This is a genomic window from Brevibacterium sp. HMSC24B04 (assembly GCF_001806835.1).
In the GTDB taxonomy this organism is placed as follows: Bacteria; Actinomycetota; Actinomycetes; order Actinomycetales; family Brevibacteriaceae; genus Brevibacterium; species Brevibacterium ravenspurgense.
The window spans coordinates 60,446-79,993 of record NZ_KV786087.1; the positions used below are offsets into that span (position 1 = coordinate 60,446).

Consider the following 19,548-nt stretch of genomic DNA (forward strand, 5'->3'; position numbering starts at 1 on the left):
CGGGCCGGTGGGACACTCCCACCGGCCCGATTCGCATCTGTCCCGGTCACACCCGGCACAAACACGACCCCTGCGACTATCGTGGTGGGCACAACGACTGTCAGACCGCCACCGACAAACACCGGAGCCCATGACTTCCACATCAGCCGAATCCAGCCAGCCGACCGTCACCGCCCCCTGCGGTACCGTCCGCGGGCTCAGCGACGGCGAAGTCGAGTGCTACCTGGGCATCCCGTACGCCCAGCCGATGACAGGAGCGGCAGCCTTCCAGGCACCTCGGCCCCTGGAGAGCCTGCCCGGCGGAGAATTCGCGGCAACCTCCTTCGGTCCGCCCTGCCCGCAGTTCATGCCCGCCGGCGACATCCCGATGGAGGAGCACCGCGACGGCGATGACTGGTTGAGCCTCAACGTGTGGACGCCCGCCCAGCGCACGCAGGGTCAAGCACTGCCGGTCATGGTGTGGATTCACGGTGGGGCCTATGTCCTGGGCGGTTCAGCCGAACCGCAGTACAACGGCACCGTGTTCGCCCGCGAGCGCTGCGTCTTCGTGTCCATCAACTACCGGCTGGGGCTTGAGGGGTTCCTCCACCTGGAAGGTGCTCCGGCCAACCGCGGCCTGCTCGACCAGATTGCGGCTCTCACCTGGGTGCGGAACAACATCGCCGCTTTCGGCGGCGACCCGCAGCGAGTGACGGTGTTCGGCGAATCCGCTGGTGCCGGCGCCATTCACTGCCTGCTGACAATGCCCGATGCGCAGGGCCTGTTCCAGCGCGCCATCCTGCAATCCCCGCCGTCCATGGTCCTCGAAGCCGACCTCGCAGCCCAGATCACCGACACGGCTGTCCGTGCGGCCAGCCAAATGCACCCCGGAGCGCAGGCAACGCCCGAGTTCTTCGGCTCACTCAGCCTGACCGAGCGCCGCGCGGTGCTTGAGGAGCTCAACTCCACCGCCAAGCGCAGCATGGGCACATGGGGCGCGGCCGCAGCATTCGAACCGCCCCTGACCCCGGTGGTCGACGGCACGGTTCTGCCGCGCGGGCCCTGGAAAGCACTGCGCAGTACGCCGCCGGACATTCCGGTGATCATCGGCAGCAACGCCGAGGAGTTCAACCTGTTCATGGCGCTTGCGCGCAGTCAGCCGAACGACGCCGTCGCACAGCGCATTCTGGGAACCATCGGCCCGCGCACCCAGCCGGAGTCCGAACAGTACGCCAACCTTGTGTCTGCACCGGAAGGCACAGCGCGCCCACCGGTCATCTACGAACGCGTCAACACCGATTTCATGTTCACGGTGCCGGCCCTCGACATGGCCCAGGCGATTCCGGGTGCGTGGACCTATCTGCTGGAGGCCGACCCTCGCGGCGGAATCCAGGCCGCCCACTCGGTCGACCTGCCGCTGCTGTTTGAGAACTACACCGACGGGATGGGTGCACTGACCTTCCCGCAGGGCCCCACGGAGCGCGAACGCCGCACAGGCCGCCGCATGCGGGACGCCTGGCTGCGCTTTGCCCGCACCGGCCGGGCTGACTGGCCGGAGTTCAGCCACGACGGCGCCACCCGGATTTTCGACGCCCACACCGACGAGGAGCGGGTCCTCCCGCACCCTCTGCTGGAGCGCTGGAAGTGCTTTGTTCGCCAGCCCGCGGCACCCCACGGACTTCTCTGACTGGCTGATCTGACGAGGCGCCGCCGGACTCCCGCCGGCTGCTCGACTGAGGCTGGGGCCGGCTGGGTCGGCTGGCGCTTCAGATGCGGATGATGATTTTGCCGGCAGCGTGACCAGCCTCAACGTCTGCGACCGCCTGCGCGGCATCCGCAAAGCGGTAGCGCGCTGAAACCCATGTGGGTGCGGCCGATGCAGCCAACAGCTGGGCGATGCGCGCGTAGACTTCGCGCGTCCGGTGCCGAACAATGCCCGATCCGCCGAGCTCTTTCGCCAAAGCAGGGTCGGCTGCTGACAGGATTCGCGGCCGCTGACCAACATCACCGGCTCCTTCACCAGCAGAACCAGCAGGCGCCTCGTCCGACAGGAGCTCGGCTCCCTCACGGAGCACATCGCCGCCCACCAGATCAAGAATTGCAGCCGGAGTGCCCAGCCGGCGTACCCGGTCGGTCCACCCCGGACCGGATTCGACGTGTTCAGCGCCCATGCGCGTAATGACATCGTGTTTCCCAGCCGAACCCACTCCCCACACTGTGAGACCCGCGGCTTTGGCAAGCGACAGAGCAGAGGATCCGACGCCTCCTCCAGCGCCGATCACCAGCAGCGGCTGGCCCGGCCGCAAGCCCAGCTGATTGAGCGCATCGTGCGCGGTCCCGAACGCCGCGGGAATGCTGGCGGCTGTTCCCGCGCTCAGTTCTTCAGGCAGCGGGGTCGCCGAGGTGCCGGTCAGCACTGTCTGTTCGGCAAAAGTTCCGATGCCGGGAGCCGCCGAACCGAAAACCCGCTGGCCGACTTCCAAGTCAGTCGGAGCGTCCGGACCGAGTTCGCGGATCGTGCCGACAGCCTCCCGGCCCATGGCCATGGGGAAGCGCACCGGAAAAGACTCTTGCCGCTGGCCGGAGCGAACCTTGATATCGCCGGGATTGACGGTGGTCGCTTCGACGTCGATGAGCACGCCGTCACCCTCTGGTCGCGGGGCGGGAACATCGAGGAAACCGGCCACCTCGGGGCCGCCGTATTCAGTGAAGCCGAAGATTCGCATAAGAGCTCCTGTCGCGCGTCGTTGCCGGCAGCGGTCTTTCTTTAGACTACTGGAATGGCACACGAAGAAAGAGCGGACGACAAGCACGGCGACCTTCCCGATGATGGCGTTCCACGCGACGGCCGTGGCGATGCTCAGAACGGCAGTGCTCACGACACCGGCGCTGATAACAGCGCTGGCAGCAGCGCCGAAGCCGAAAAGCCGATCCCGTGGCCGTGGGGCGACCGCAAACCCTCAAAAGCAGACAAAGTGCTGCTGGGCTTCATCATTGGCCTGCCCCTGTTCTTTCTTGTCATCTTCCCGCTGCGCCCATTTCTCATTGCCAAAATGCCGGTGCTGCTGTCTGTCATCACGGGAGCAAAAACCGTTATTGCCGGAGCCGGCGCATTCGCCAAGGTCGAGGGCTACCCGCTGTGGTTTGCAATCCTTGCCGGCTTCATCGGCGCGGTGAAGTTCGACTGGCTGTGGTGGCTGGCCGGCCGCCACTGGGGAGAGAACGTGGTGCGCTTGGTGGCCAACACCCCGAAGGCCTACAGGAAAGCGGCCCGAATCCGCGATCTGCCGCAGTGGCTGCTGGTGGTGCTCGTGGTGTTCGGCCGGTTCCCGGGTGTGCCCGGATCCTTGGTGTGGCTGGTGGCCGGATGGTCCGGAATGCGATTCCGCACGTTCATCAGCGCCAACATCGCGTGCGCCCTGCTGGTGTCCACGGTCAGTGCCAGCCTGGGCTGGTTCATAGGTCAGCCGGCGGTTGATCTGCTCAAGCTCATCGACAAATACGCCCTGTGGATCACACTGGCGCTCATCGTGGGAACCGTCATCTGGACCTCTAAGAAGGAACGCGACCGGGCTGCCAAGCGCAAGAACTCGGAATCTTAAGCTCTGGGCCCGGCGAGTTCACCCGCCCTAAGTGAAGTCACCCGCGCTGGGCGAGCGCGAACGGCAGAACTGCCGCCGCTCCCGCCTGCCTCAGCAGGCGCGCCGCGATCGTCATAGTCCAGCGCGACGCGATTTCAAGGTCCGTCAACAGGACCGTGCGTCCAGCCACCGCAGCTTCCAACTGCGGGCCGACCCTGAGGGCGTCCCACAGGTTTTTGACACGGTAGGCGCTGTTGACATCGGGGCTGCCCGGATCGCGCAGCAGTTCCAGCTGACCCAAATACTCCATACGGCCCACAGCGGCGATCCCCTGGGCCAGGGACTGCGCGGAGTTCGGGCGGTGGGCGCTGGGAATGCCGACAACGCAGTCGGGACGCACCGGCCAGTCCCAGTCGGCCAGGACGGAAACCGCGAGGTCGCCGATGGTCTTGGGTATCTGCTCATCGGGTGATGCCGGAGTCAGGAACTGTCGCAGCGTCTGCCCCGCCCCGAGGTCGGTCAGCCGGGCAATGACCCTGCCTGTGTCCGCCCTTTCGCCTTCGGGGATCTTGCCCTTGATGTCGATGCCGGCTTTCGGCATCCCGGTGGGCCACTGGGCACGCGGTGCAACAGGCAGACCGACGGAGGACAGCAGCGACTGAGCGCCCTCACGCAGGCCCGCGTCGATGTCTTCCGACCACCACGTGCCAGCACAGTTGTCGCACCGTCCGCACGGTTGGGCCGTTGTGTCGTCCAGTTGGCGGGCGAGGAACACCATGCGGCAGTCATCTGTGGCCAAGTACTGTTCCATGGCCTGCGCTTCGCGTTCGCGGGCAGCGGCAACACCGGCGTAGCGTTCGGCGTCGTATTCCCAGCCGGCACCCGTGGACACGTAACCGCCCTGCACTCGATCAACAGCACCGTCTGCCTGCAGGGTTTTCAGCAGCAGTTCCAGTGCTGAGCGCTTGATGTCGACAAGCGGCTCCAAAGCGGGGACAGACATGGGCCCATCTGCTGAGGCAAGAACCTGCAGCGCGCGGTCGGCCGCCTGCGGATCCGGCATCGAGGCAGTTGCGAAGTAGTCCCAGATTGCGCGGTCTTCGGCACCGGGCAGGAGGAGGACATCCGCGTGCTCAACTGCGCGGCCGGCACGGCCGACCTGCTGGTAGTAGGCCACGGGCGAGGCGGGGGCGCCGAAGTGCACAACGAATCCCAGGTCGGGCTTGTCAAAGCCCATACCGAGCGCGCTTGTGGCCACGAGCGCTTTGAGTTCGCTTCTCTTCAGAGCGTCTTCCAGCCGCGTGCGCTCTTCGGCATCCGTGCTGCCGGTGTAGGCCTCGACATTCCATCCGGCCTGTTTCAGTGCCCGCGTGAGATCTTCTGCAGCTGAGACCGTGAGCGTGTAGATGATGCCGCTGCCCGGGAGATCTCCCACGTGCTGGCACAGCCACGCAATGCGGTCCTGTGCCGACCACACACCCGCAGCACCCAAACGCAGGGAATCCCGCGTGAGCGGACCGCGGACAACCACAGTGTCGTCCCCCAGCTGAGCCGCGACATCGGCAACCACCCGTTCGTTAGCGGTGGCGGTTGTGGCCAAAACGGGCACGGAGTTCGGAAGCGAGCGCACCAGCGCGCCGATCCGCCGGTAATCCGGTCGGAAGTCGTGCCCCCAGTCTGAAATGCAGTGAGCCTCATCGACCACGATCATGCCGACCCGCTTGAGAACCTCGCCGAGAACGTGATCCCGGAACCGCGGATTCGTGAGCCGTTCGGGAGATATGAACAGAACATCAACACGGTCCTGACGCAGCGCCTCGACCGCGTCGTCCCATTCGGTGACGTTCGACGAGTTGATGGTGACCGCGTTGACACCGGCCCGGTGGGCTGCCGCCACCTGGTCGCGCATAAGGGCCAGAAGCGGGGAGATGACGAGCGTCGGCCCTCCCCCAGCTTCGCGAATCAGCCGGGCGGACACGAAGTACACGGCGGACTTGCCCCACCCTGTTCGCTGGACGACAAGAGCCCGGCGCCGATCGCGGACCAGAGTCTCGATTGCCTGCAGCTGTCCGTCGCGAAAAACCGCGTCGGGGCGCCCTGTCAGTTGGGCTAAGATCGACTGGGCGGAGGCATGCAGAGTGTTTTCGCGTGACATATTCGAAGTCTATGGGGGAGCACCGACACGGCGGCCTGACCAATCACCTTCAGCACCGCGCCGCGTGCCGCACGGCCTTCCCCAAACGCAGCGCAAGGAGGGGCAGTGTCCGTAGAACTCATAGAAGAAGCGCTGCGATCGCGACCCCAGGGCGAAGCAGAACTGGCCGAACTCGCCCAGGCTGCGCGCAATGTCAGCAACGACGACCTCCAGTACCTCATCGAATCAATGCCGGCCAAACAGGCCGCCGTGCTCTACCGGGTGCTGGACAAAGACACCGCGCTGAACATCTTTGAGGACCTCCCGCCGGCCTACCAGGCCGATCTGATCCGCGGGCTGCGCTCAACCGACGTCGCCGAACTCATCGAAGACCTCGACCCGGACGACCGCGCGCTCGTGTTCGACGAACTGCCGGCGGCGGTCGCCGACCGGCTCATGGCCGGGCTGAGTCCGTCCGAACGCCACATGACCGCCTCGGTTCTGGGCTATCCGCCCGAAGCGATCGGCCGCTACATGTCGCCGGAGGTCATCGGCATCAATCAGGACTTCACGGTGGGTGAGGCCATGGCCTATGTCCGCCGCAGGATTGACGACCCCGAAACCATCTACCTGCTGCCGGTTGTCGATTCCAGCCGCAAACTCACGGGAGTCATCGGCCTGCGCCGCCTGCTGAGCGAAGACGATTCGGTTGTCATCCGCGATATCGCCAACCAGCCGGTGAGCGCCAGCGCTATCGACGACCGTGAAGAAACTGCGCGCCGCTTCTTGAGCGACAAGCTCATTGCTATGCCGATTGTCGACCGCGAACAGCGTCTGGTGGGAATCCTGACGATTGACGACGTCATCGACATCGTCGAAGAAGAAGACGCGGAAGACACCGCCCGCTCCGGTGGTTCGGAACCCCTGGCGCAGTCCTATCTGTCAGCCTCGATCTTCAGCATCTTCCGGTCCCGCGTTGTGTGGCTGACGATGCTCGCGGTCTCAGCTGTTCTGACGGTGCAGGTGCTCAACGTATTCGAAGACCGACTGGCACAGCTGACTGCGCTGGCCCTGTTCATTCCCCTGCTGACCGGTACGGGCGGCAACACCGGCAACCAAGCTGCCACAACCGTCACGCGCGCCCTGGCAATGGGCGAAGTTCGTGTGCGCGACATGCCGAAGATCATCTGGCGTGAGGCTCGCGTGGGCTTCACCCTGGGACTCACCTTGGGTGTTCTGGGCTTCCTGGCGGCGTCCCTGGCGTTCGATGTGGGCATCGGCACCGTCATCGGCCTAACCCTCTTGTCCATCTGCACGATGGCTGCAACGATCGGCGGGGTCATGCCGCTGGTCGCGAAGAAGGTCGGCGCCGACCCTGCGGTGTTCTCCAACCCGTTCATTTCCACGTTCGCTGACGCGACGGGCCTCATCATCTACTTCTCGATCGCCACGGCAATTCTGCTCAGCTGAAGTGGTTGAACCGGCGAGCCCACAGCTCGTGCGCTACGTGGTGCCTCATTGTCAAGTCCCCGCGTAGTGGGGGTCCGTGCCTCATGTGTTTTTCCCCGCGTAGTGGGTGTGGGGTTTAGCTGACGCGGCGTATGCCTGTGGTTGGTGGGGTGTGTGGGTGGAGTTGTTCTTCGAGTTTGCGGGTTTTGGTTGCGGCGAGTCGGTTCAGTTCGTTTTGGATGCGGGTTATTTCGCGGGCGATGGCTGTTGGTTTCAGTGTGGTTTTGTATGCGGTGAGTTCGGCTTGTTGTGTGGGGTTGAGGATGCCTGCTTCGAGGAGTCGGTGGTAGGGGGTGCGGGGTGAGTCGTAGGTGCGTTTGCGTCTGCCGAGGGTGTCGGTGCTCCAGCCGGTGGGTTTTTTGGTTGGGGTGAGGAAGTTCAGTCGGTCGTAGGTAAGGGCCCAGAGTTTGTTGAGCAGTTCGAGTTCTGTTGGTGTGTCGTAGCGGTGGTAGAAGCCGTAGCGGCGAACGAGGTGGTTGTTTTTGGACTCGATGGTGGCTTGGTCGTTTTTTGTGTAGGGCCGTGAGCGTGTGAAGAACACTTTGTGTTCGTTGGCCCATCCCATGAGGTCGTGGTTGATGAATTCGCTGCCGTTATCGCAGTCGATGCCGGTGATATCGAAGGGCACGGTGGTGGTGAGGAGGTTGAATGCTGTGAGGATGTGCTGGTGGGCGTTATTGCGGATGGTGTGGGTAAAGACCCATCCGGTGTGGATGTCGGTGAAGTTCACGGTGCGGCAGAACTCGCCTTTGAGTGTTGGTCCGCAGTGGGCGACGGTATCGACTTCGAAGAATCCTGGTTCGGCTTCGACTTCGTCACCGGCTTTGCGGATGGTGATCGAGTTACGCAGCAGTGTTCCTGGTTTGGTGGTTGTTTTGCCCCGGATGGGGTCTTTGGCCCGGGTTGGGGTGAGGTAGCGGTCAATCGTGGCAGCGGACATTGCTAAGAGTTCTTCACGAACCTGGTGGCTGTAGCGGTCGCTTCCTTTGGTGAGAGCGCCTTCGGCTTCCATCTGGTCAAGCCAGTCACCCATAGAGGCCGCGAGGTATTTCCCGCAGATTGCACCACTGGCCGCCCAGACTTTCTGGAGTACTTTACGGGCATCGTAGGAGTACTTATAGGCCTTGGTGCGGCGCCGATCGATCACCGCGATCGTGGCAGTGGCCCGGCCTTTGGGCTGACGCAACCGCGCCCGCAGCTGTTGCCGGGCATGGTCCCGGTTCCACCCGGTCACCGCGACCACCTGGTCCAAGATGATGGTCTTCTCCTTCTTCGAAGCCGCTGCATAAGCCGCAGCGTACTTCTTAGTCACCTCATACCTGGCCTTCAATGACAATCCCTCACGATCCATACCCCATGGTCGCCATACACCCACAAATTTCGCGGGGAAAAATACATGAGGCACGGCCCCTGTTCACCCGGGGACTTTCCATGAGTCTCGTCGCGCTATTGATACGCGCACAAGGGGTCCTGTATCCTACAGGTAGGAAACACCACGATATTAGAGGTGTTTACCTGGAGGAGCGGGTTAGCACTCGCCCGGATGCTCGGCGGCGCACAACGCCGCACTCCTTAAGTGGATCGACTCCGGGGAGTGCTAATCCGCTCCTTATTTGATTTTGGGACAATCGGGACAAGGGAACCACCCGGGTGAGATCACCTTGTAATTCGGCATTGCCATAAATCCGAGGGGAACGGCACAGTAGTTGCTGGCGTTAGTGCAGTTTTCCACGCCTCGTACACGCGGCCAGACCGTGCGGAGGTAGCGTCCCTCCACGTGCCCGTACCGCCCAGGGCGCAGAGCCTCATTCAAGCAGCCTGCAAAGAGATCGGCCACATCGGACTCGCGGTACTTCGTCGCAGCCACCCACTGAAGGGAGTCAAGCAACTCCATCGGGAGGCTTTGCTGAGCCGGCAAAGTCGTTTCAAGGTAGGGCCGGCTGACAGAATCGTGGTCAAAGCCTTTGACGTGTGAAAAGCGGATCGTCAAATCACCCTTCTTGACGCCAGAGTTCCGGGCCGCCCAGAGGATGTTCTTCAACATTTTTCCGGCAACATAGTTATAAAGCGCGCCACGTTCCGTGGTGTACGTACCCTCAGTCACGGCGGCCTTATCGGTGTAGACATAGATGGCCTGCACCTTGTCCAACATGCTGAGATGGTCGGCGACATGGAGGCGCCGGTCGTGATCTCGCACGTACTCCTTCCACGAAAACGGCTTGTCGTGGGGAACTCTGAATTCGTCCTTAAGGTCTGTGATCAATTGGCGAACATCGCCAGCTGCGCTGGCAGGAAAAAGAATGGCGGCCATTCCGAAGTGCGGGCTTGCTTTGGGGCTCACGCTCAAGTCACCAAGGTCACCAGTCTCGTCAACGTAGGCGAAGTATTTCTCAGACATCGCTGCCCTTCATTCCTCCTCGACGAGGGCTGCCGCCATGCTGTTGAGCAGGTCGACCGAACGGGTGAGCGCCGCGACGTCCTCAGCCGTGAGGTCGTCGACCGTCGAACCCATTTTCTGCACCGCCGAGGTGCGTTCAGACACAAGCCACTGACGGCCCTTGTCCGTGATCTCCAGAAGAGAAGCGCGCGCGTCATCTGGGTCTGGTCGGCGTGTAATGAAACCGTCCGCGGTCAGCCGTGCCGCGATCTTCGTGGCTGCCGGCTGCGAACATCCGTACAGCTGGCCCAGCAGCCCGACCGTGGTGCGCTCACTTTGGTCGATGACCGCCAGCGCACGCCAGGCCGACCAGCCTTCGTCACCGTGAGTGCCACGACGAACAGCGCGGGTGAAGCGCCCCGCTGCGGCAACGAGATCAGTGACAAGACGTTCGTTTTCCATACCTCATTTATATAACTTGGCTATGCACGCCGCAAAGGCCCACATCCAGCCGCCTCACACCCCGACCACCCCAGAACCAGCCGCCCCAGAGCACCCGGGCAGGCACCTCGTCAGCCCGGCACCTCCCCACCCCGTGTCGCACGTGTCACACCCAGGGGCTACTATGAGCTTCAGATGTTCCGGGGACGGTGAAATTCCGTACCGGCGGTGACAGTCCGCGACCCGGCTGCTCCACGGCACACGCCGTGCGAACACCCGGCTGACTCGGTGCAATTCCGAGACCGACAGTAAGAGTCTGGATGGGAGGAACACAGTCTGCTCGCGCAGGCACTGTCGGCGTACCCGGCGTGCCTTTGCGAACCCACAGCGCCGCTGTGGACTCCCATCTCCCGGCTGTACCGGGAGGTTCACATGGAAGTCCAGGCGGCTTTTCTTCTGCCTGACGCCGCCGGCCTGACCCACGAGCAGGCCATGCGGGCTGCTCTTGAGTACGCCGCACACGGCTCACGAGGCGCCACTCCGCTTGTCGGTGCTGTTCTCCTGCCGCCGGGCTCCGGTCCGATCGTGGGCTTTCACGCCGGTGCTGGCACAGCCCACGCTGAGGCTGCCGCACTCGACTTCGCTCAGGCCAACGGCGTTGACACGGCAGGCGCGACGATGGTCGTGACGCTGGAGCCGTGTTCACACACCGGCCGCACCGGCCCGTGCACTCAGAGGATCATCGACGCTGGGATCACCCACACCGTCATTGCCACAGCCGATCCGAACCCGGCAGCCCGCGGCGGGGCGGAGATTCTGCGCGCGGCAGGCATTGCTGTGACGACCGGTGTGCTGGCAGCTGAAGCCGAGGCTCTCAATGCGCGCTGGCTTCAGGCGGTGCGTGAGGGCCGGCCGTTCATCACGTGCAAAATTGCCCAGAGCCTCGACGGGTGTTCCGCTGCGGCCGATGGCACTAGCCAGTGGATCACGGGTGAAGAGGCCCGCTCCCACGCGCACGGGATTCGCGCGAAGGTCGATGCGATTGCCGTGGGCACAGGCACCGCGCTTGCCGACAATCCCCGCCTGGGCGCCCGCCCAGAGACTGCCACCGTCACCTCCCAGCCGATCCCAGTGGTCATCGGCCGCCGCCCCCTGCCGCCGGAAAGCCACCTGGCGCAGAACCCACGGACCATCGCGGCCGAAACAATCGACGAGGCGCTGACCAAGCTGAAAGCCGCCGGCGTCGAACATCTGCTTGTTGAGGGCGGCCCCCGGCTGGTCAGCAGCTTCATTGACCGCGATCTGGCCGACGAACTCCTGGTGTACCAAGCCCCCGTGCTTTTGGGTAACGGTCTGCGCAGCACCGCCGGACTGAACGTCACCACTTTGCACGAAGCACACAGCTTCACCCTCGATGCCGCCAGTGCGGCCCACCCCAACCCACAGGTTCTCGGCGCAGATGTTCTGCTGCGCCTGGTCCCGGCTGAGAAAGGACACCATGTTCACCGGAATCATTGAGCACGTCGGAACCGTCGTTTCGCTTGAGCAGGCTGGCGACAGCGCCTATCTGACCCTGGAGGCCGGGCAGATCGTCGCCGACCTCCCGCCGGGAGGTTCACTCGCGGTCAACGGGGTGTGCCTCACCTCGGCACCCCTGGCTGCCGCAGGGGCAGAAGAAAAGGACGAGGTGCCGGCCGGCCACCAGCCCGAAGGCACCTTCCGTGCCCTGCTCATGGGCGAAACTCTGCGCCGCTCCGCCCTTGGTGCCCTGCAGCCGGGTGATCCGGTGAACCTTGAACGCTGTATGCCCGCCGGCGGCCGTTTTGACGGCCACATTGTGCAAGGCCACGTAGACGGCGTGGGGCGCGTGGCTTCTGTTGAGGACAACGGCCTGTGGCGCACAGTGCGCGTGAACATTCCCGCCGATCTTGCGCCCTACACCGTGGAGAAGGGCTCCATCAGCCTGTCCGGCACGAGCCTCACCCTGACCGCCGTCAGCCCCGCCGATGCCGATGAGCACTGGGTGGAAGTCGGACTGATCGAAGCAACCCTTGAGCGCACAATCTTCGGCCAGGTCAAACCAGGGGACCCCATCAACATCGAGGTCGACATTCTGGCGAAATACGCCGAACGCCGCGCCGAATTCGCAACTCTCACAGCAGGAAAGGACCAGCCATGACCGCCACCTTGGCCTCTATTGAATACGCGATCGAGCAGATCGCGGCGGGCCGCCCGATTGTCGTCGTCGATGACGAAGACCGCGAAAACGAAGGCGACCTCATCATGGCGGCCGACGCCGTAACGCCCGAATGGATGGGGTTCATCATCCGGTACTCATCGGGGGTTGTGTGCGCACCCATTCCAGCCCAAACCGCCAAGCGGCTGGCGCTGCCGCCCATGACGGCGAACAACGAAGACCCCAAGGGCACCGCCTACACCGTGAGCGTCGACGCGAAGGAAGGCACAACGACCGGCATCAGCGCAGCTGATCGCAGCATCGCCGCCTGCCTCCTGGCAGACCCCGCTACCCGCGCGGAAGACCTCACCCGGCCCGGCCACCTGTTCCCGCTTATCGCGCAGGATGACGGGGTGCTCGCCCGCGACGGCCACACGGAAGCCGGCCTCGATTTCGCCCGCTTGGCGGGCCGCAGCCCCGCGGCTGTCATCGCCGAGATCGTGCACGACGACGGGTCCATGATGCGCTTTGCGGCACTGGCCGAATTCGCTCGCGAACACGGCCTGGCCATGGTCACGATCGCCGACCTCATCGCCTACCGCAAAGCCAACCCGAACGCCCCCATGACGCCGATCCCGGAAGCTGCGGAAGAAGACGGAGCCGAGCGGCGCCTCGTACGCGGAGAGACGGTTCCCCTGCCGACTGACTTCGGGACGCTCACGGCAACCGCCTACACCTTCGACGGCACCGACCACCTGGTGCTCAGCGGCCCGCCGACCGCGGATGCAGCACCTCTTGTGCGCGTGCACTCCGAATGCCTGACGGGCGATGTCTTCGGTTCGCACCGCTGCGACTGCGGCGAACAGCTGGCCCAGGCGCTGCGCACCATTGCGACTGTCGGCGGGCACGTGATCTACGTGCGCGGACACGAAGGCCGCGGCATTGGGCTGGCCGCCAAAATCGCCGCGTATTCCCTGCAGGACACCGGTCTGGACACGGTCGATGCCAACACCCGACTGGGCTTTGCCGCTGACGCGCGCAAGTACGACGCCGTCGCGGCAATCCTTGCCGACATGGGGTTGCATGCGGTGCGGCTCATGACGAACAACCCCACAAAAATCACCGCGCTGCAGCAGAAGGGCATCGACGTGAGCCGCGTGGATGCCGAAGTTGCCCCGCGGCCGGAAAACATCGCCTACCTGGCAGCCAAACGCGACAGGATGTCGCACCTTCTGGAAAGGACACTCTGATGGCAGGACACGGAGCACCCGAAATCTCACCCCGCACGGCGGTTGAGGCGGGCTCGCTGAGCATGGCGATCATCGCCTCGCGCTGGCACGACCGGGTGATGGGCGGGCTTGTGGCCGGTGCCCAGCGCGCCGCCGCGGAAGCCGGCATCGACGCACCCGTCCACTGGGTGCCGGGCTCATTTGAGCTGCCGATCGCAGCCCAGGCTGCCGCTGAAAAGTACGACTGCGTTGTTGCCCTCGGTGTTGTCATTCGCGGCGGCACCCCGCACTTCGACTACGTGTGTGCTGCCGCCACCGACGGCTTGGCGCGCGTGGCACTCGATTCCGGCAAGCCCGTGGGCTTCGGCCTGCTGACATGCGACACGGAAGAGCAGGCCCTCGACCGGGCCGGCCTGGAAGGTTCGAACGAAGACAAGGGGTACGAAGCGGCAACCGCGGCGCTGGCCACCGCCGATGTGCTGCGCGGGCTGCGCTGATCTTCTGCCCGAGACGCCGGTCGCCACAGCACCGGCCCAGGTGCCGAGGTGCCGGCGGCTGGGCCGGCTATCCTTAGCAGGACTGGTCTGACCGTCGAGGGAGTAGAAGTGACTGTTGCCGACATTGATCGCATCCTCCGCGAAGTGGCATCTGCCGGAGACAGGTTCAACGCCGTCACCGAAATGCTGCCGGAACTTGCCCGCGAGCGCGCTGGCGAAGCCGCGCAGCGCGCCGCCGAAGGCCTTCCACCGCGAGCGCTGGAAGGCCAGCCGTTTGCCGTGAAGGACATCGTGTTCATTGCCGGCGCTCCTACCTCGATGGGTTCGCGCGTGGACGTTCTGAGCCACCCGGATGCGAGAACCGGCACCGCCGATGTCATTCAACGTCTCATGGCCGCAGGTGCGATCCCGGTGGCCAAAACCAACTGCCAGGAGTTTTCGCACGGCATTTTCGGTGAGCACTCCGCATTCGGCACTGTGATCAATCCCGCGGGTGCCCAGCTGTGCACCGGCGGATCATCTTCTGGTTCGGCCGCGCTTGTGGCCGCCGGGGCGGTTCCCTTCGCCGTCGGCTCCGACACCGCCGGATCGGTGCGCGTTCCCGCTGGATGTCAGGGTGTTGTGGGCTTCAAACCCACCCTGGGTGCGGTCAACACTGACGGTGTTTTCCCGCTGTCGCCGTCGTTCGACACGCTCGGCTTCTTCACCCGCACCGTCAGCGAGGCTGTCCGGGTGTTCTCGGCTGTTGTGGACTTTTCGGCAGGTGCGCCCGCATCGGTCGCGGTCGGCACGTTCGAACTGAGCGCACCGCACTGGATTGAAGACGGTGCGGACTACCTCGACACGACGACACCGGTGGACCTCGAACCCTTCATCGAAGGGTCCGGTGCGCTGTATGACACTGTCCGCAAATACGAGTCCTTCCGGATTCTGGGCCCGCTGGCCGAAGACCAGCCGGAAGCCTTTACCCCCGGTGTCCTCGACCGGGTCAAGCAGTCTGCAGATGTTTCTGAAGCCGACTACCAGCAGGCTTTGGCTGATGTTGAGGCTCTGCGTGAGCGCGCTCTGGCTCAGTTCGCTGATGTCGACGTCATTGTGTCGCCCGCGCTGGACGGTGGAACCGTCCCGTGGGACAGCATTGGCCCCGACGCTCGTCCGGCCTTTGTCCGCTACTCCCAGCTGTTCAACGTGCTCGGCTGGCCCGCCATCACCATCCCCACCGGCCGTAAGTACGCCAACGGCGCACCCGCCTGCCTGCACATTGCCGGCAAGCCTGGCGAAGACGCGACGGTACTCGCGGTGGCCGCTGAGGTTGAACGCCGGCTGCAGGCTGAAGCGAAAGCTGAGCAGCAGACTGACCCGCAGGCCGGCGCTAACTGAGCAGATCGCCTGACACCATGAATGACCCCGCCTGAATGACACTGCCCTTTTCACGCGGCAGGACGCTCGACCTGCTGCCGCCCACCCAGCGATACACCCGGACCGCCTACCGTGCGGCTTCGGCTGTCATCCGGTCCTATTCCACCTCGTTCTCCTTTGCCGCATCACTGCTGCCAAAGCGTATGGAGCGCAGCATCGCAAGCCTCTACGCCGTGGTGCGGATTGCCGATGAAATCGTCGACGGGGCCTACCCCGCCGGCCCCGCCGCGCAGGCGGAGGCTCTCGATGACTTCCGACTGCGGATAGCTGAAGCGTGCCGCACCGGATTTTCGTCTGACCTCATAGCCCATGCTTTTGCGGACACCGCGCGGCGCACCGGGATCGGGCCGAAACTGTGGGACCCGTTCTTTTCGTCCATGTACCGCGATATCCGGCCCGAACACCATTCGCCGGTTTCGCTGGATTCCTATATTCACGGTTCGGCAGAAGTGATCGGGCTGATGTGCCTGGCGATTTTCATGGAAGACGAAAACCCCACCGCGGAAGAACAGCAGATCCTGGAAGACGGCGCACGAGGTCTGGGCGCGGCCTTCCAACGCGTCAACTTCCTGCGCGACCTTGGGTCCGACACGGCTGAGCTGGGCAGAACCTACCTGCTGGACAGCGAAGGCAAGTTCACAGAAGAGGAAAAAGCCCGCCAGCTGGACATTATTCAGGCAGATTTTGCCGCGGCGCGTAAAGCCATGCCGCTGCTGCCGTGGCGCGTGCGCACCGCAGTCGGCACCGCGCTGGGCATCTTCGAAGAACTCGCCGAACGGGTGGCGGCGACTCCCGTCGATGAACTCCAGCGGACCCGCCTGCGTATCCCCGCACCGCGCAAGGCTGTTTTCGCAGCCCGAGCCGCCGCGGTTCGCGGTTGGTCAGGTGCCTGATGCGCTCACTGACGGTCGTCGGCGGAGGTATTGCCGGCCTGGGCACAGCGGCGCTGGCTGCCGCTCGCGGCTGGAAGGTCACTCTCCTGGAATCCCGCAGCGAAGTCGGTGGGCGGGCCGGTCTGCACACGGAAGCTGGTTTTGCGTTCGACACGGGACCATCGTGGTACCTCATGCCGGAGGTGTTCGACCGCTTCTTCAGCCTGCTGGGCCAAGACAATCCCCTTGACCTGCACGACCTCGACCCGGGATTCCGGGTCTGGCCAGCGGGCCTGCTGGAAGACATCGGGAACGGGAGCGGCACCTCGGCAGTTGATGTGCCCCGTGGAACCGTGCCCTTCCTGCGGCTGGTGAGCCAGCGCGAACCCGGTGCGGCTCAGCGGGTGCGCCGCTACGTGGAATCGGCCTCGGACACGTACCGGCTGGCGCTCGAGCACTTCCTCTACACAAACTTCACTACCCGGGACTACACCCGGTTTGCCCGGCCCGATGTGCTTGCCCGACTCCCGCAGTTGCCGCGGCTTTTCGGCCAGTCCATGCAGCGGCGGATTGAGCAGACGGTGACCGACCCCGTGCTGCAGAAGATCCTGGGCTATCCGGCGGTGTTCCTCGGCACGCAGCCGAAAACCGCACCCAGCATGTACCACCTCATGACGAACCTCGATGTTGTCGACGGCGTGCGCTATCCCATGGGCGGAATGCACACGATCATCACCGCGATGGCTCAGGCGGCGGTCCGGTTGGGTGTGGACATTCGCACCGACTGCACCGTGACGGCGGTGCGCACGCAGGGCAGGCGGGTTGTCGGTGTGACGGCCCGCTGTGGTTCGGCTGATGTGCCGGGTGCGGCTGGCCAGGGTGCTCACGTTCCAAGTGCTGACGAGGTGGAGGCCGGCTCGCGCGGTTCAGGTTCTGTTGTCGACTTCGACAGTGACGCGGTTGTTGCGGCCTGTGATCTTGAGGCGTTTGAGGCTCTGCTGCCCAAGCGTCTGCGGACGCGGAGTCAGCAGTGGTGGGCGCGGCGGGACTACGGCATCGGCGCGGTCACGCTGCTTTTGGGTGTTGACCGGAGGCTGCCGCAGCTGCACCACCACAACCTGTTCTTCACGTCTGACTGGGACAGCAATTTCACGCAGATCTTCGGGGCGGACAAGCGTCTGCCCCAGCCGGCGTCGGCCTATGTGTGTGCGCCGTCGCGTACGGATGCTTCTGTGGCTCCGGCGGACTCGGAGAACCTGTTTGTGCTGGTGCCGGCCCCAGCTGACCCACAACTGCGCACCGGCTCGCAGCTGCTTGAGCAGTACGCCGACCGGATCATTGACTCTTTGGGCGCGAGCATCGGCGTTGATCTGGCCGCACACCTGCGGGTGCGTCGGGCTTTTGGTCCCGGCGATATCGACCCGCGGCGCGGATCGGCACTCGGGCCGGCGAATGTGCTGTCGCAGTCGGCGATGTTCCGCTTCCCGCAGAAGGCGCGTGCGCGCGGGCTCGTGCACGCTGGCGCCTACACAGCGCCGGGCGTGGGCTTGCCCATGTGCCTTATCAGCGCTGAAAACGCCGTCGACCTGCTGGAGCGCACATGAGCTGGGCCTACGCGGGCGCACTCGGCTTTTCGCTGCTGGGCATGGCGATCCTCGACTTTCGCCACGGCCTGTTCTGGGGTGCCGCGCTGCGCAGCAAGTCAGCTGGTGTGTGGGCCCGAACCGCCGGAGTGCACTTCGGCGTGTGGGCCCTGTTCCTGCTGTGGGACATTCTCGGTATTGAACTGGACGTGTTCTTCCGAGGCGATTCGCCCTACATGACGGGCATCAACCTGGCTCCGCACCTGCCGATGGAAGAGCTGCTGTTCCTGTTCTTCCTGGTGTGGCTGACCATCAACGTTTTCGTCGGGGCCGCGAAGCTGGCTGAATGGAGGGTCGGACGAGGTGCCGGTCGACAGGCCGGTCACCAACCTGGCCGGAAGGCGGGTCACCAACCTGGTCGGGAGGCGGGGCAGCCGTGACGTACACGCTTCTCAACGCCTGCTTCCTCATACCCGCAGCACTGCTTGCGTGGAGTACCCGCAAGCGCATTCCCACTGGCCCGTGGCTGCTGACGGCAGCAGTGCTCATCGCCCTGACGATCATCTTCGACAACATCATGATCGGCGTTGGGCTGTTCTACTATTCGCCGGAAACATCGTCGGGCATCACGATTGGGCTCATGCCGATCGAAGACCTTTCCTACACCGTCTTCGCGGTGCTCGTCCTGCCGGCACTCTGGGCTCACCTGCTCCAGCCGAGAACAGACCGTGCCGCCCGTGGCGGCGGTGGTGAGCGGCACCTCGGCAGTGGTGGTGACAGGCGCCTCGTCAGTGGTGGTGACGAGCAGTGCTGAAGCACCTTTTCCTGTCATCCCGCCCGCTCAGCTGGGTCAACACCGCCTACCCGTTCGGGGCGGCGTACCTGCTGATGGGCGGCGGGCTGAGCCTCGATTTCTGGCTGGGATGCCTGTTCTTCCTGGTGCCGTACAACCTGGCCATGTACGGGATCAACGACGTTTTCGACTACGAATCCGACATGCGCAATCCGCGCAAAGGCGGTGTGGAAGGCAGTGTGCTCGACCCCGCACTGCACCGGCCGACCCTTCTTGCCGCGGTCCTCAGCTGTCTGCCGTTCGTGCTGTACTTCCTGGTGACGGCGCCATGGGTGGCCAAGGCGATGCTGGTTTTCAGCCTGTTCGCGGTTGTCGCGTACTCGATGAGAGGCCTGCGGTTCAAAGAAATCCCCGTGCTGGACTCCGTGACCAGCTCCCTGCACTTCTCCACACCGGCCTGGTTCGCCGTGACGCTGCTGGCCGGCGGGGTTGGTGGTGATTCGGCAGGGGCTGGGACTGGTTCGGGTGTTTTGGGCTCTGGTGTGAGTGCAGCGGGAGTCGTGGGGCTCATCGCGTTCTTCCTGTGGGGCATGGCAAGCCAGGCGTTCGGGGCAGTGCAGGACATCGGGCCCGACCGCGAAGCCGGACTTAAGTCGATTGCCACGGCATTCGGCGCGCGCGGAACGGTGGCTGTGGCGGTTGGGTTGTACGCGGCGGCGGCCGTGCTCATGGGTCTCACCCCGTTCCCGCTGGACATCATGGCGGTCGTAGGGCTGGCCTATACTGCCAATGCGGTTCGCTTTTTGAGCATTGATGACGCATCGGCGGAGCGGACCCGTGCCGGCTGGCAGGTTTTCCTGTGGCTGAACTACGCGGCGGGCTTCGTCCTGACGATGATTCTGCTGGCGGGCGCTCTGCTGTAGGGGTGCGGCTGGCGTAGTTGCCGCGCCCATGCGGG

The 19,548-nt window shown here is 64.4% G+C and carries 18 protein-coding genes and 1 riboswitch; of the genes, 13 read left to right on the forward strand and 5 right to left on the reverse strand.

Annotation, left to right across the window (positions count from 1 at the left end; all coding sequences use genetic code 11):
- The first annotated feature begins 130 nt into the window (after window positions 1-130).
- On the forward strand, window positions 131-1,666 hold the full coding sequence (locus HMPREF3092_RS05055; protein ID WP_070424046.1) for a carboxylesterase/lipase family protein: 1,536 nt from the start codon (window positions 131-133) through the stop codon (window positions 1,664-1,666).
- Window positions 1,667-1,745: 79 nt separating this feature from the next.
- Here the strand turns inward: HMPREF3092_RS05055 and HMPREF3092_RS05060 are convergent, their stop codons facing one another.
- Window positions 1,746-2,705 (reverse strand): alcohol dehydrogenase catalytic domain-containing protein, encoded by a 960-nt coding sequence (locus tag HMPREF3092_RS05060; RefSeq protein WP_070424047.1) that lies wholly within the window; start codon window positions 2,703-2,705, stop codon window positions 1,746-1,748.
- 54 nt (window positions 2,706-2,759) lie between these two features.
- Between HMPREF3092_RS05060 and HMPREF3092_RS05065 the strand changes: the two genes are divergently transcribed.
- Complete coding sequence (locus tag HMPREF3092_RS05065; RefSeq protein ID WP_070424048.1) at window positions 2,760-3,581, forward strand: DedA family protein; 822 nt, start codon at window positions 2,760-2,762, stop codon at window positions 3,579-3,581.
- 37 nt (window positions 3,582-3,618) lie between these two features.
- Here HMPREF3092_RS05065 and HMPREF3092_RS05070 read toward each other — a convergent pair whose 3' ends face one another.
- A complete protein-coding gene (locus tag HMPREF3092_RS05070; protein WP_070424049.1) occupies window positions 3,619-5,715 on the reverse strand; it encodes a RecQ family ATP-dependent DNA helicase in 2,097 nt (698 codons plus the stop codon).
- Between the two features lie 105 nt (window positions 5,716-5,820).
- Between HMPREF3092_RS05070 and mgtE the strand changes: the two genes are divergently transcribed.
- Window positions 5,821-7,164: a magnesium transporter gene (gene mgtE, locus HMPREF3092_RS05075; protein WP_019174372.1), complete on the forward strand. Its 1,344-nt coding sequence runs from the start codon at window positions 5,821-5,823 to the stop codon at window positions 7,162-7,164.
- Between the two features lie 115 nt (window positions 7,165-7,279).
- Here the strand turns inward: mgtE and HMPREF3092_RS05080 are convergent, their stop codons facing one another.
- From HMPREF3092_RS05080 to HMPREF3092_RS05090, 3 genes are all read right to left on the reverse strand, one after another.
- Complete coding sequence (locus HMPREF3092_RS05080) at window positions 7,280-8,515, reverse strand: DDE-type integrase/transposase/recombinase (protein ID WP_256174380.1); 1,236 nt, start codon at window positions 8,513-8,515, stop codon at window positions 7,280-7,282.
- A 297-nt stretch (window positions 8,516-8,812) separates the two neighbouring features.
- Window positions 8,813-9,601 (reverse strand): DUF3800 domain-containing protein, encoded by a 789-nt coding sequence (locus tag HMPREF3092_RS05085; RefSeq protein WP_070424051.1) that lies wholly within the window; start codon window positions 9,599-9,601, stop codon window positions 8,813-8,815.
- A 9-nt stretch (window positions 9,602-9,610) separates the two neighbouring features.
- On the reverse strand, window positions 9,611-10,042 hold the full coding sequence (locus tag HMPREF3092_RS05090) for a MarR family winged helix-turn-helix transcriptional regulator (protein ID WP_070424052.1): 432 nt from the start codon (window positions 10,040-10,042) through the stop codon (window positions 9,611-9,613).
- A gap of 171 nt (window positions 10,043-10,213) precedes the next feature.
- Window positions 10,214-10,357, forward strand: a riboswitch (FMN riboswitch).
- Between the two features lie 96 nt (window positions 10,358-10,453).
- Here HMPREF3092_RS05090 and ribD point away from each other — a divergent pair.
- The 10 genes from ribD to HMPREF3092_RS05140 all read left to right on the forward strand — a co-directional run bounded on the left by ribD (window position 10,454) and on the right by HMPREF3092_RS05140 (window position 19,513).
- Window positions 10,454-11,539, forward strand: coding sequence for a bifunctional diaminohydroxyphosphoribosylaminopyrimidine deaminase/5-amino-6-(5-phosphoribosylamino)uracil reductase RibD (gene ribD / locus HMPREF3092_RS05095; protein ID WP_070424146.1), 1,086 nt, complete (start codon window positions 10,454-10,456; stop codon window positions 11,537-11,539).
- Complete coding sequence (locus HMPREF3092_RS05100) at window positions 11,520-12,200, forward strand: riboflavin synthase (RefSeq protein ID WP_070424053.1); 681 nt, start codon at window positions 11,520-11,522, stop codon at window positions 12,198-12,200. The genes ribD and HMPREF3092_RS05100 overlap by 20 nt, the downstream gene beginning before the upstream one ends.
- Window positions 12,197-13,447: a bifunctional 3,4-dihydroxy-2-butanone-4-phosphate synthase/GTP cyclohydrolase II gene (locus tag HMPREF3092_RS05105; protein ID WP_070424054.1), complete on the forward strand. Its 1,251-nt coding sequence runs from the start codon at window positions 12,197-12,199 to the stop codon at window positions 13,445-13,447. The genes HMPREF3092_RS05100 and HMPREF3092_RS05105 overlap by 4 nt, the downstream gene beginning before the upstream one ends.
- Window positions 13,447-13,923 carry a 6,7-dimethyl-8-ribityllumazine synthase gene (gene ribH, locus HMPREF3092_RS05110; RefSeq protein WP_070424055.1) on the forward strand — a complete coding sequence of 159 codons (477 nt, stop codon included), beginning with the start codon at window positions 13,447-13,449 and terminating at the stop codon, window positions 13,921-13,923. Before HMPREF3092_RS05105 ends, ribH begins: the two co-directional genes overlap by 1 nt.
- A 108-nt stretch (window positions 13,924-14,031) precedes the next feature.
- The gene (locus HMPREF3092_RS05115; RefSeq protein WP_070424056.1) at window positions 14,032-15,303 is read left to right on the forward strand and encodes an amidase; all 1,272 of its coding nucleotides are present in this window, start codon (window positions 14,032-14,034) and stop codon (window positions 15,301-15,303) included.
- A 35-nt stretch (window positions 15,304-15,338) separates the two neighbouring features.
- Window positions 15,339-16,235: a phytoene/squalene synthase family protein gene (locus HMPREF3092_RS05120; RefSeq protein ID WP_070424057.1), complete on the forward strand. Its 897-nt coding sequence runs from the start codon at window positions 15,339-15,341 to the stop codon at window positions 16,233-16,235.
- Entirely contained in the window at window positions 16,235-17,818 is a 1,584-nt protein-coding gene (gene crtI / locus HMPREF3092_RS05125) for a phytoene desaturase family protein (RefSeq protein ID WP_070424058.1), read from the forward strand. The genes HMPREF3092_RS05120 and crtI overlap by 1 nt, the downstream gene beginning before the upstream one ends.
- On the forward strand, window positions 17,815-18,237 hold the full coding sequence (locus HMPREF3092_RS10980) for a lycopene cyclase domain-containing protein (protein WP_141737957.1): 423 nt from the start codon (window positions 17,815-17,817) through the stop codon (window positions 18,235-18,237). Before crtI ends, HMPREF3092_RS10980 begins: the two co-directional genes overlap by 4 nt.
- On the forward strand, window positions 18,234-18,611 hold the full coding sequence (locus HMPREF3092_RS05135) for a lycopene cyclase domain-containing protein (RefSeq protein WP_070424059.1): 378 nt from the start codon (window positions 18,234-18,236) through the stop codon (window positions 18,609-18,611). The genes HMPREF3092_RS10980 and HMPREF3092_RS05135 overlap by 4 nt, the downstream gene beginning before the upstream one ends.
- Window positions 18,605-19,513 carry a prenyltransferase gene (locus HMPREF3092_RS05140; RefSeq protein WP_070424060.1) on the forward strand — a complete coding sequence of 303 codons (909 nt, stop codon included), beginning with the start codon at window positions 18,605-18,607 and terminating at the stop codon, window positions 19,511-19,513. The genes HMPREF3092_RS05135 and HMPREF3092_RS05140 overlap by 7 nt, the downstream gene beginning before the upstream one ends.
- Window positions 19,514-19,548: the final 35 nt, after the last annotated feature.

What these genes read in the sequence shown, in the direction of transcription:
- HMPREF3092_RS05055 (WP_070424046.1), top strand. Translation starts at nt 131, where the DNA reads ATGACTTCCACATCAGCCGAATCCAGCCAGCCGACCGTCACCGCCCCC.
- HMPREF3092_RS05060 (WP_070424047.1), bottom strand. Translation starts at nt 2,705, where the DNA reads ATGCGAATCTTCGGCTTCACTGAATACGGCGGCCCCGAGGTGGCCGGT.
- HMPREF3092_RS05065 (WP_070424048.1), top strand. Translation starts at nt 2,760, where the DNA reads ATGGCACACGAAGAAAGAGCGGACGACAAGCACGGCGACCTTCCCGAT.
- HMPREF3092_RS05070 (WP_070424049.1), bottom strand. Translation starts at nt 5,715, where the DNA reads ATGTCACGCGAAAACACTCTGCATGCCTCCGCCCAGTCGATCTTAGCC.
- HMPREF3092_RS05085 (WP_070424051.1), bottom strand. Translation starts at nt 9,601, where the DNA reads ATGTCTGAGAAATACTTCGCCTACGTTGACGAGACTGGTGACCTTGGT.
- HMPREF3092_RS05090 (WP_070424052.1), bottom strand. Translation starts at nt 10,042, where the DNA reads ATGGAAAACGAACGTCTTGTCACTGATCTCGTTGCCGCAGCGGGGCGC.
- ribD (WP_070424146.1), top strand. Translation starts at nt 10,454, where the DNA reads ATGGAAGTCCAGGCGGCTTTTCTTCTGCCTGACGCCGCCGGCCTGACC.
- HMPREF3092_RS05100 (WP_070424053.1), top strand. Translation starts at nt 11,520, where the DNA reads ATGTTCACCGGAATCATTGAGCACGTCGGAACCGTCGTTTCGCTTGAG.
- HMPREF3092_RS05105 (WP_070424054.1), top strand. Translation starts at nt 12,197, where the DNA reads ATGACCGCCACCTTGGCCTCTATTGAATACGCGATCGAGCAGATCGCG.
- ribH (WP_070424055.1), top strand. Translation starts at nt 13,447, where the DNA reads ATGGCAGGACACGGAGCACCCGAAATCTCACCCCGCACGGCGGTTGAG.
- HMPREF3092_RS05120 (WP_070424057.1), top strand. Translation starts at nt 15,339, where the DNA reads ATGACACTGCCCTTTTCACGCGGCAGGACGCTCGACCTGCTGCCGCCC.
- crtI (WP_070424058.1), top strand. Translation starts at nt 16,235, where the DNA reads ATGCGCTCACTGACGGTCGTCGGCGGAGGTATTGCCGGCCTGGGCACA.
- HMPREF3092_RS10980 (WP_141737957.1), top strand. Translation starts at nt 17,815, where the DNA reads ATGAGCTGGGCCTACGCGGGCGCACTCGGCTTTTCGCTGCTGGGCATG.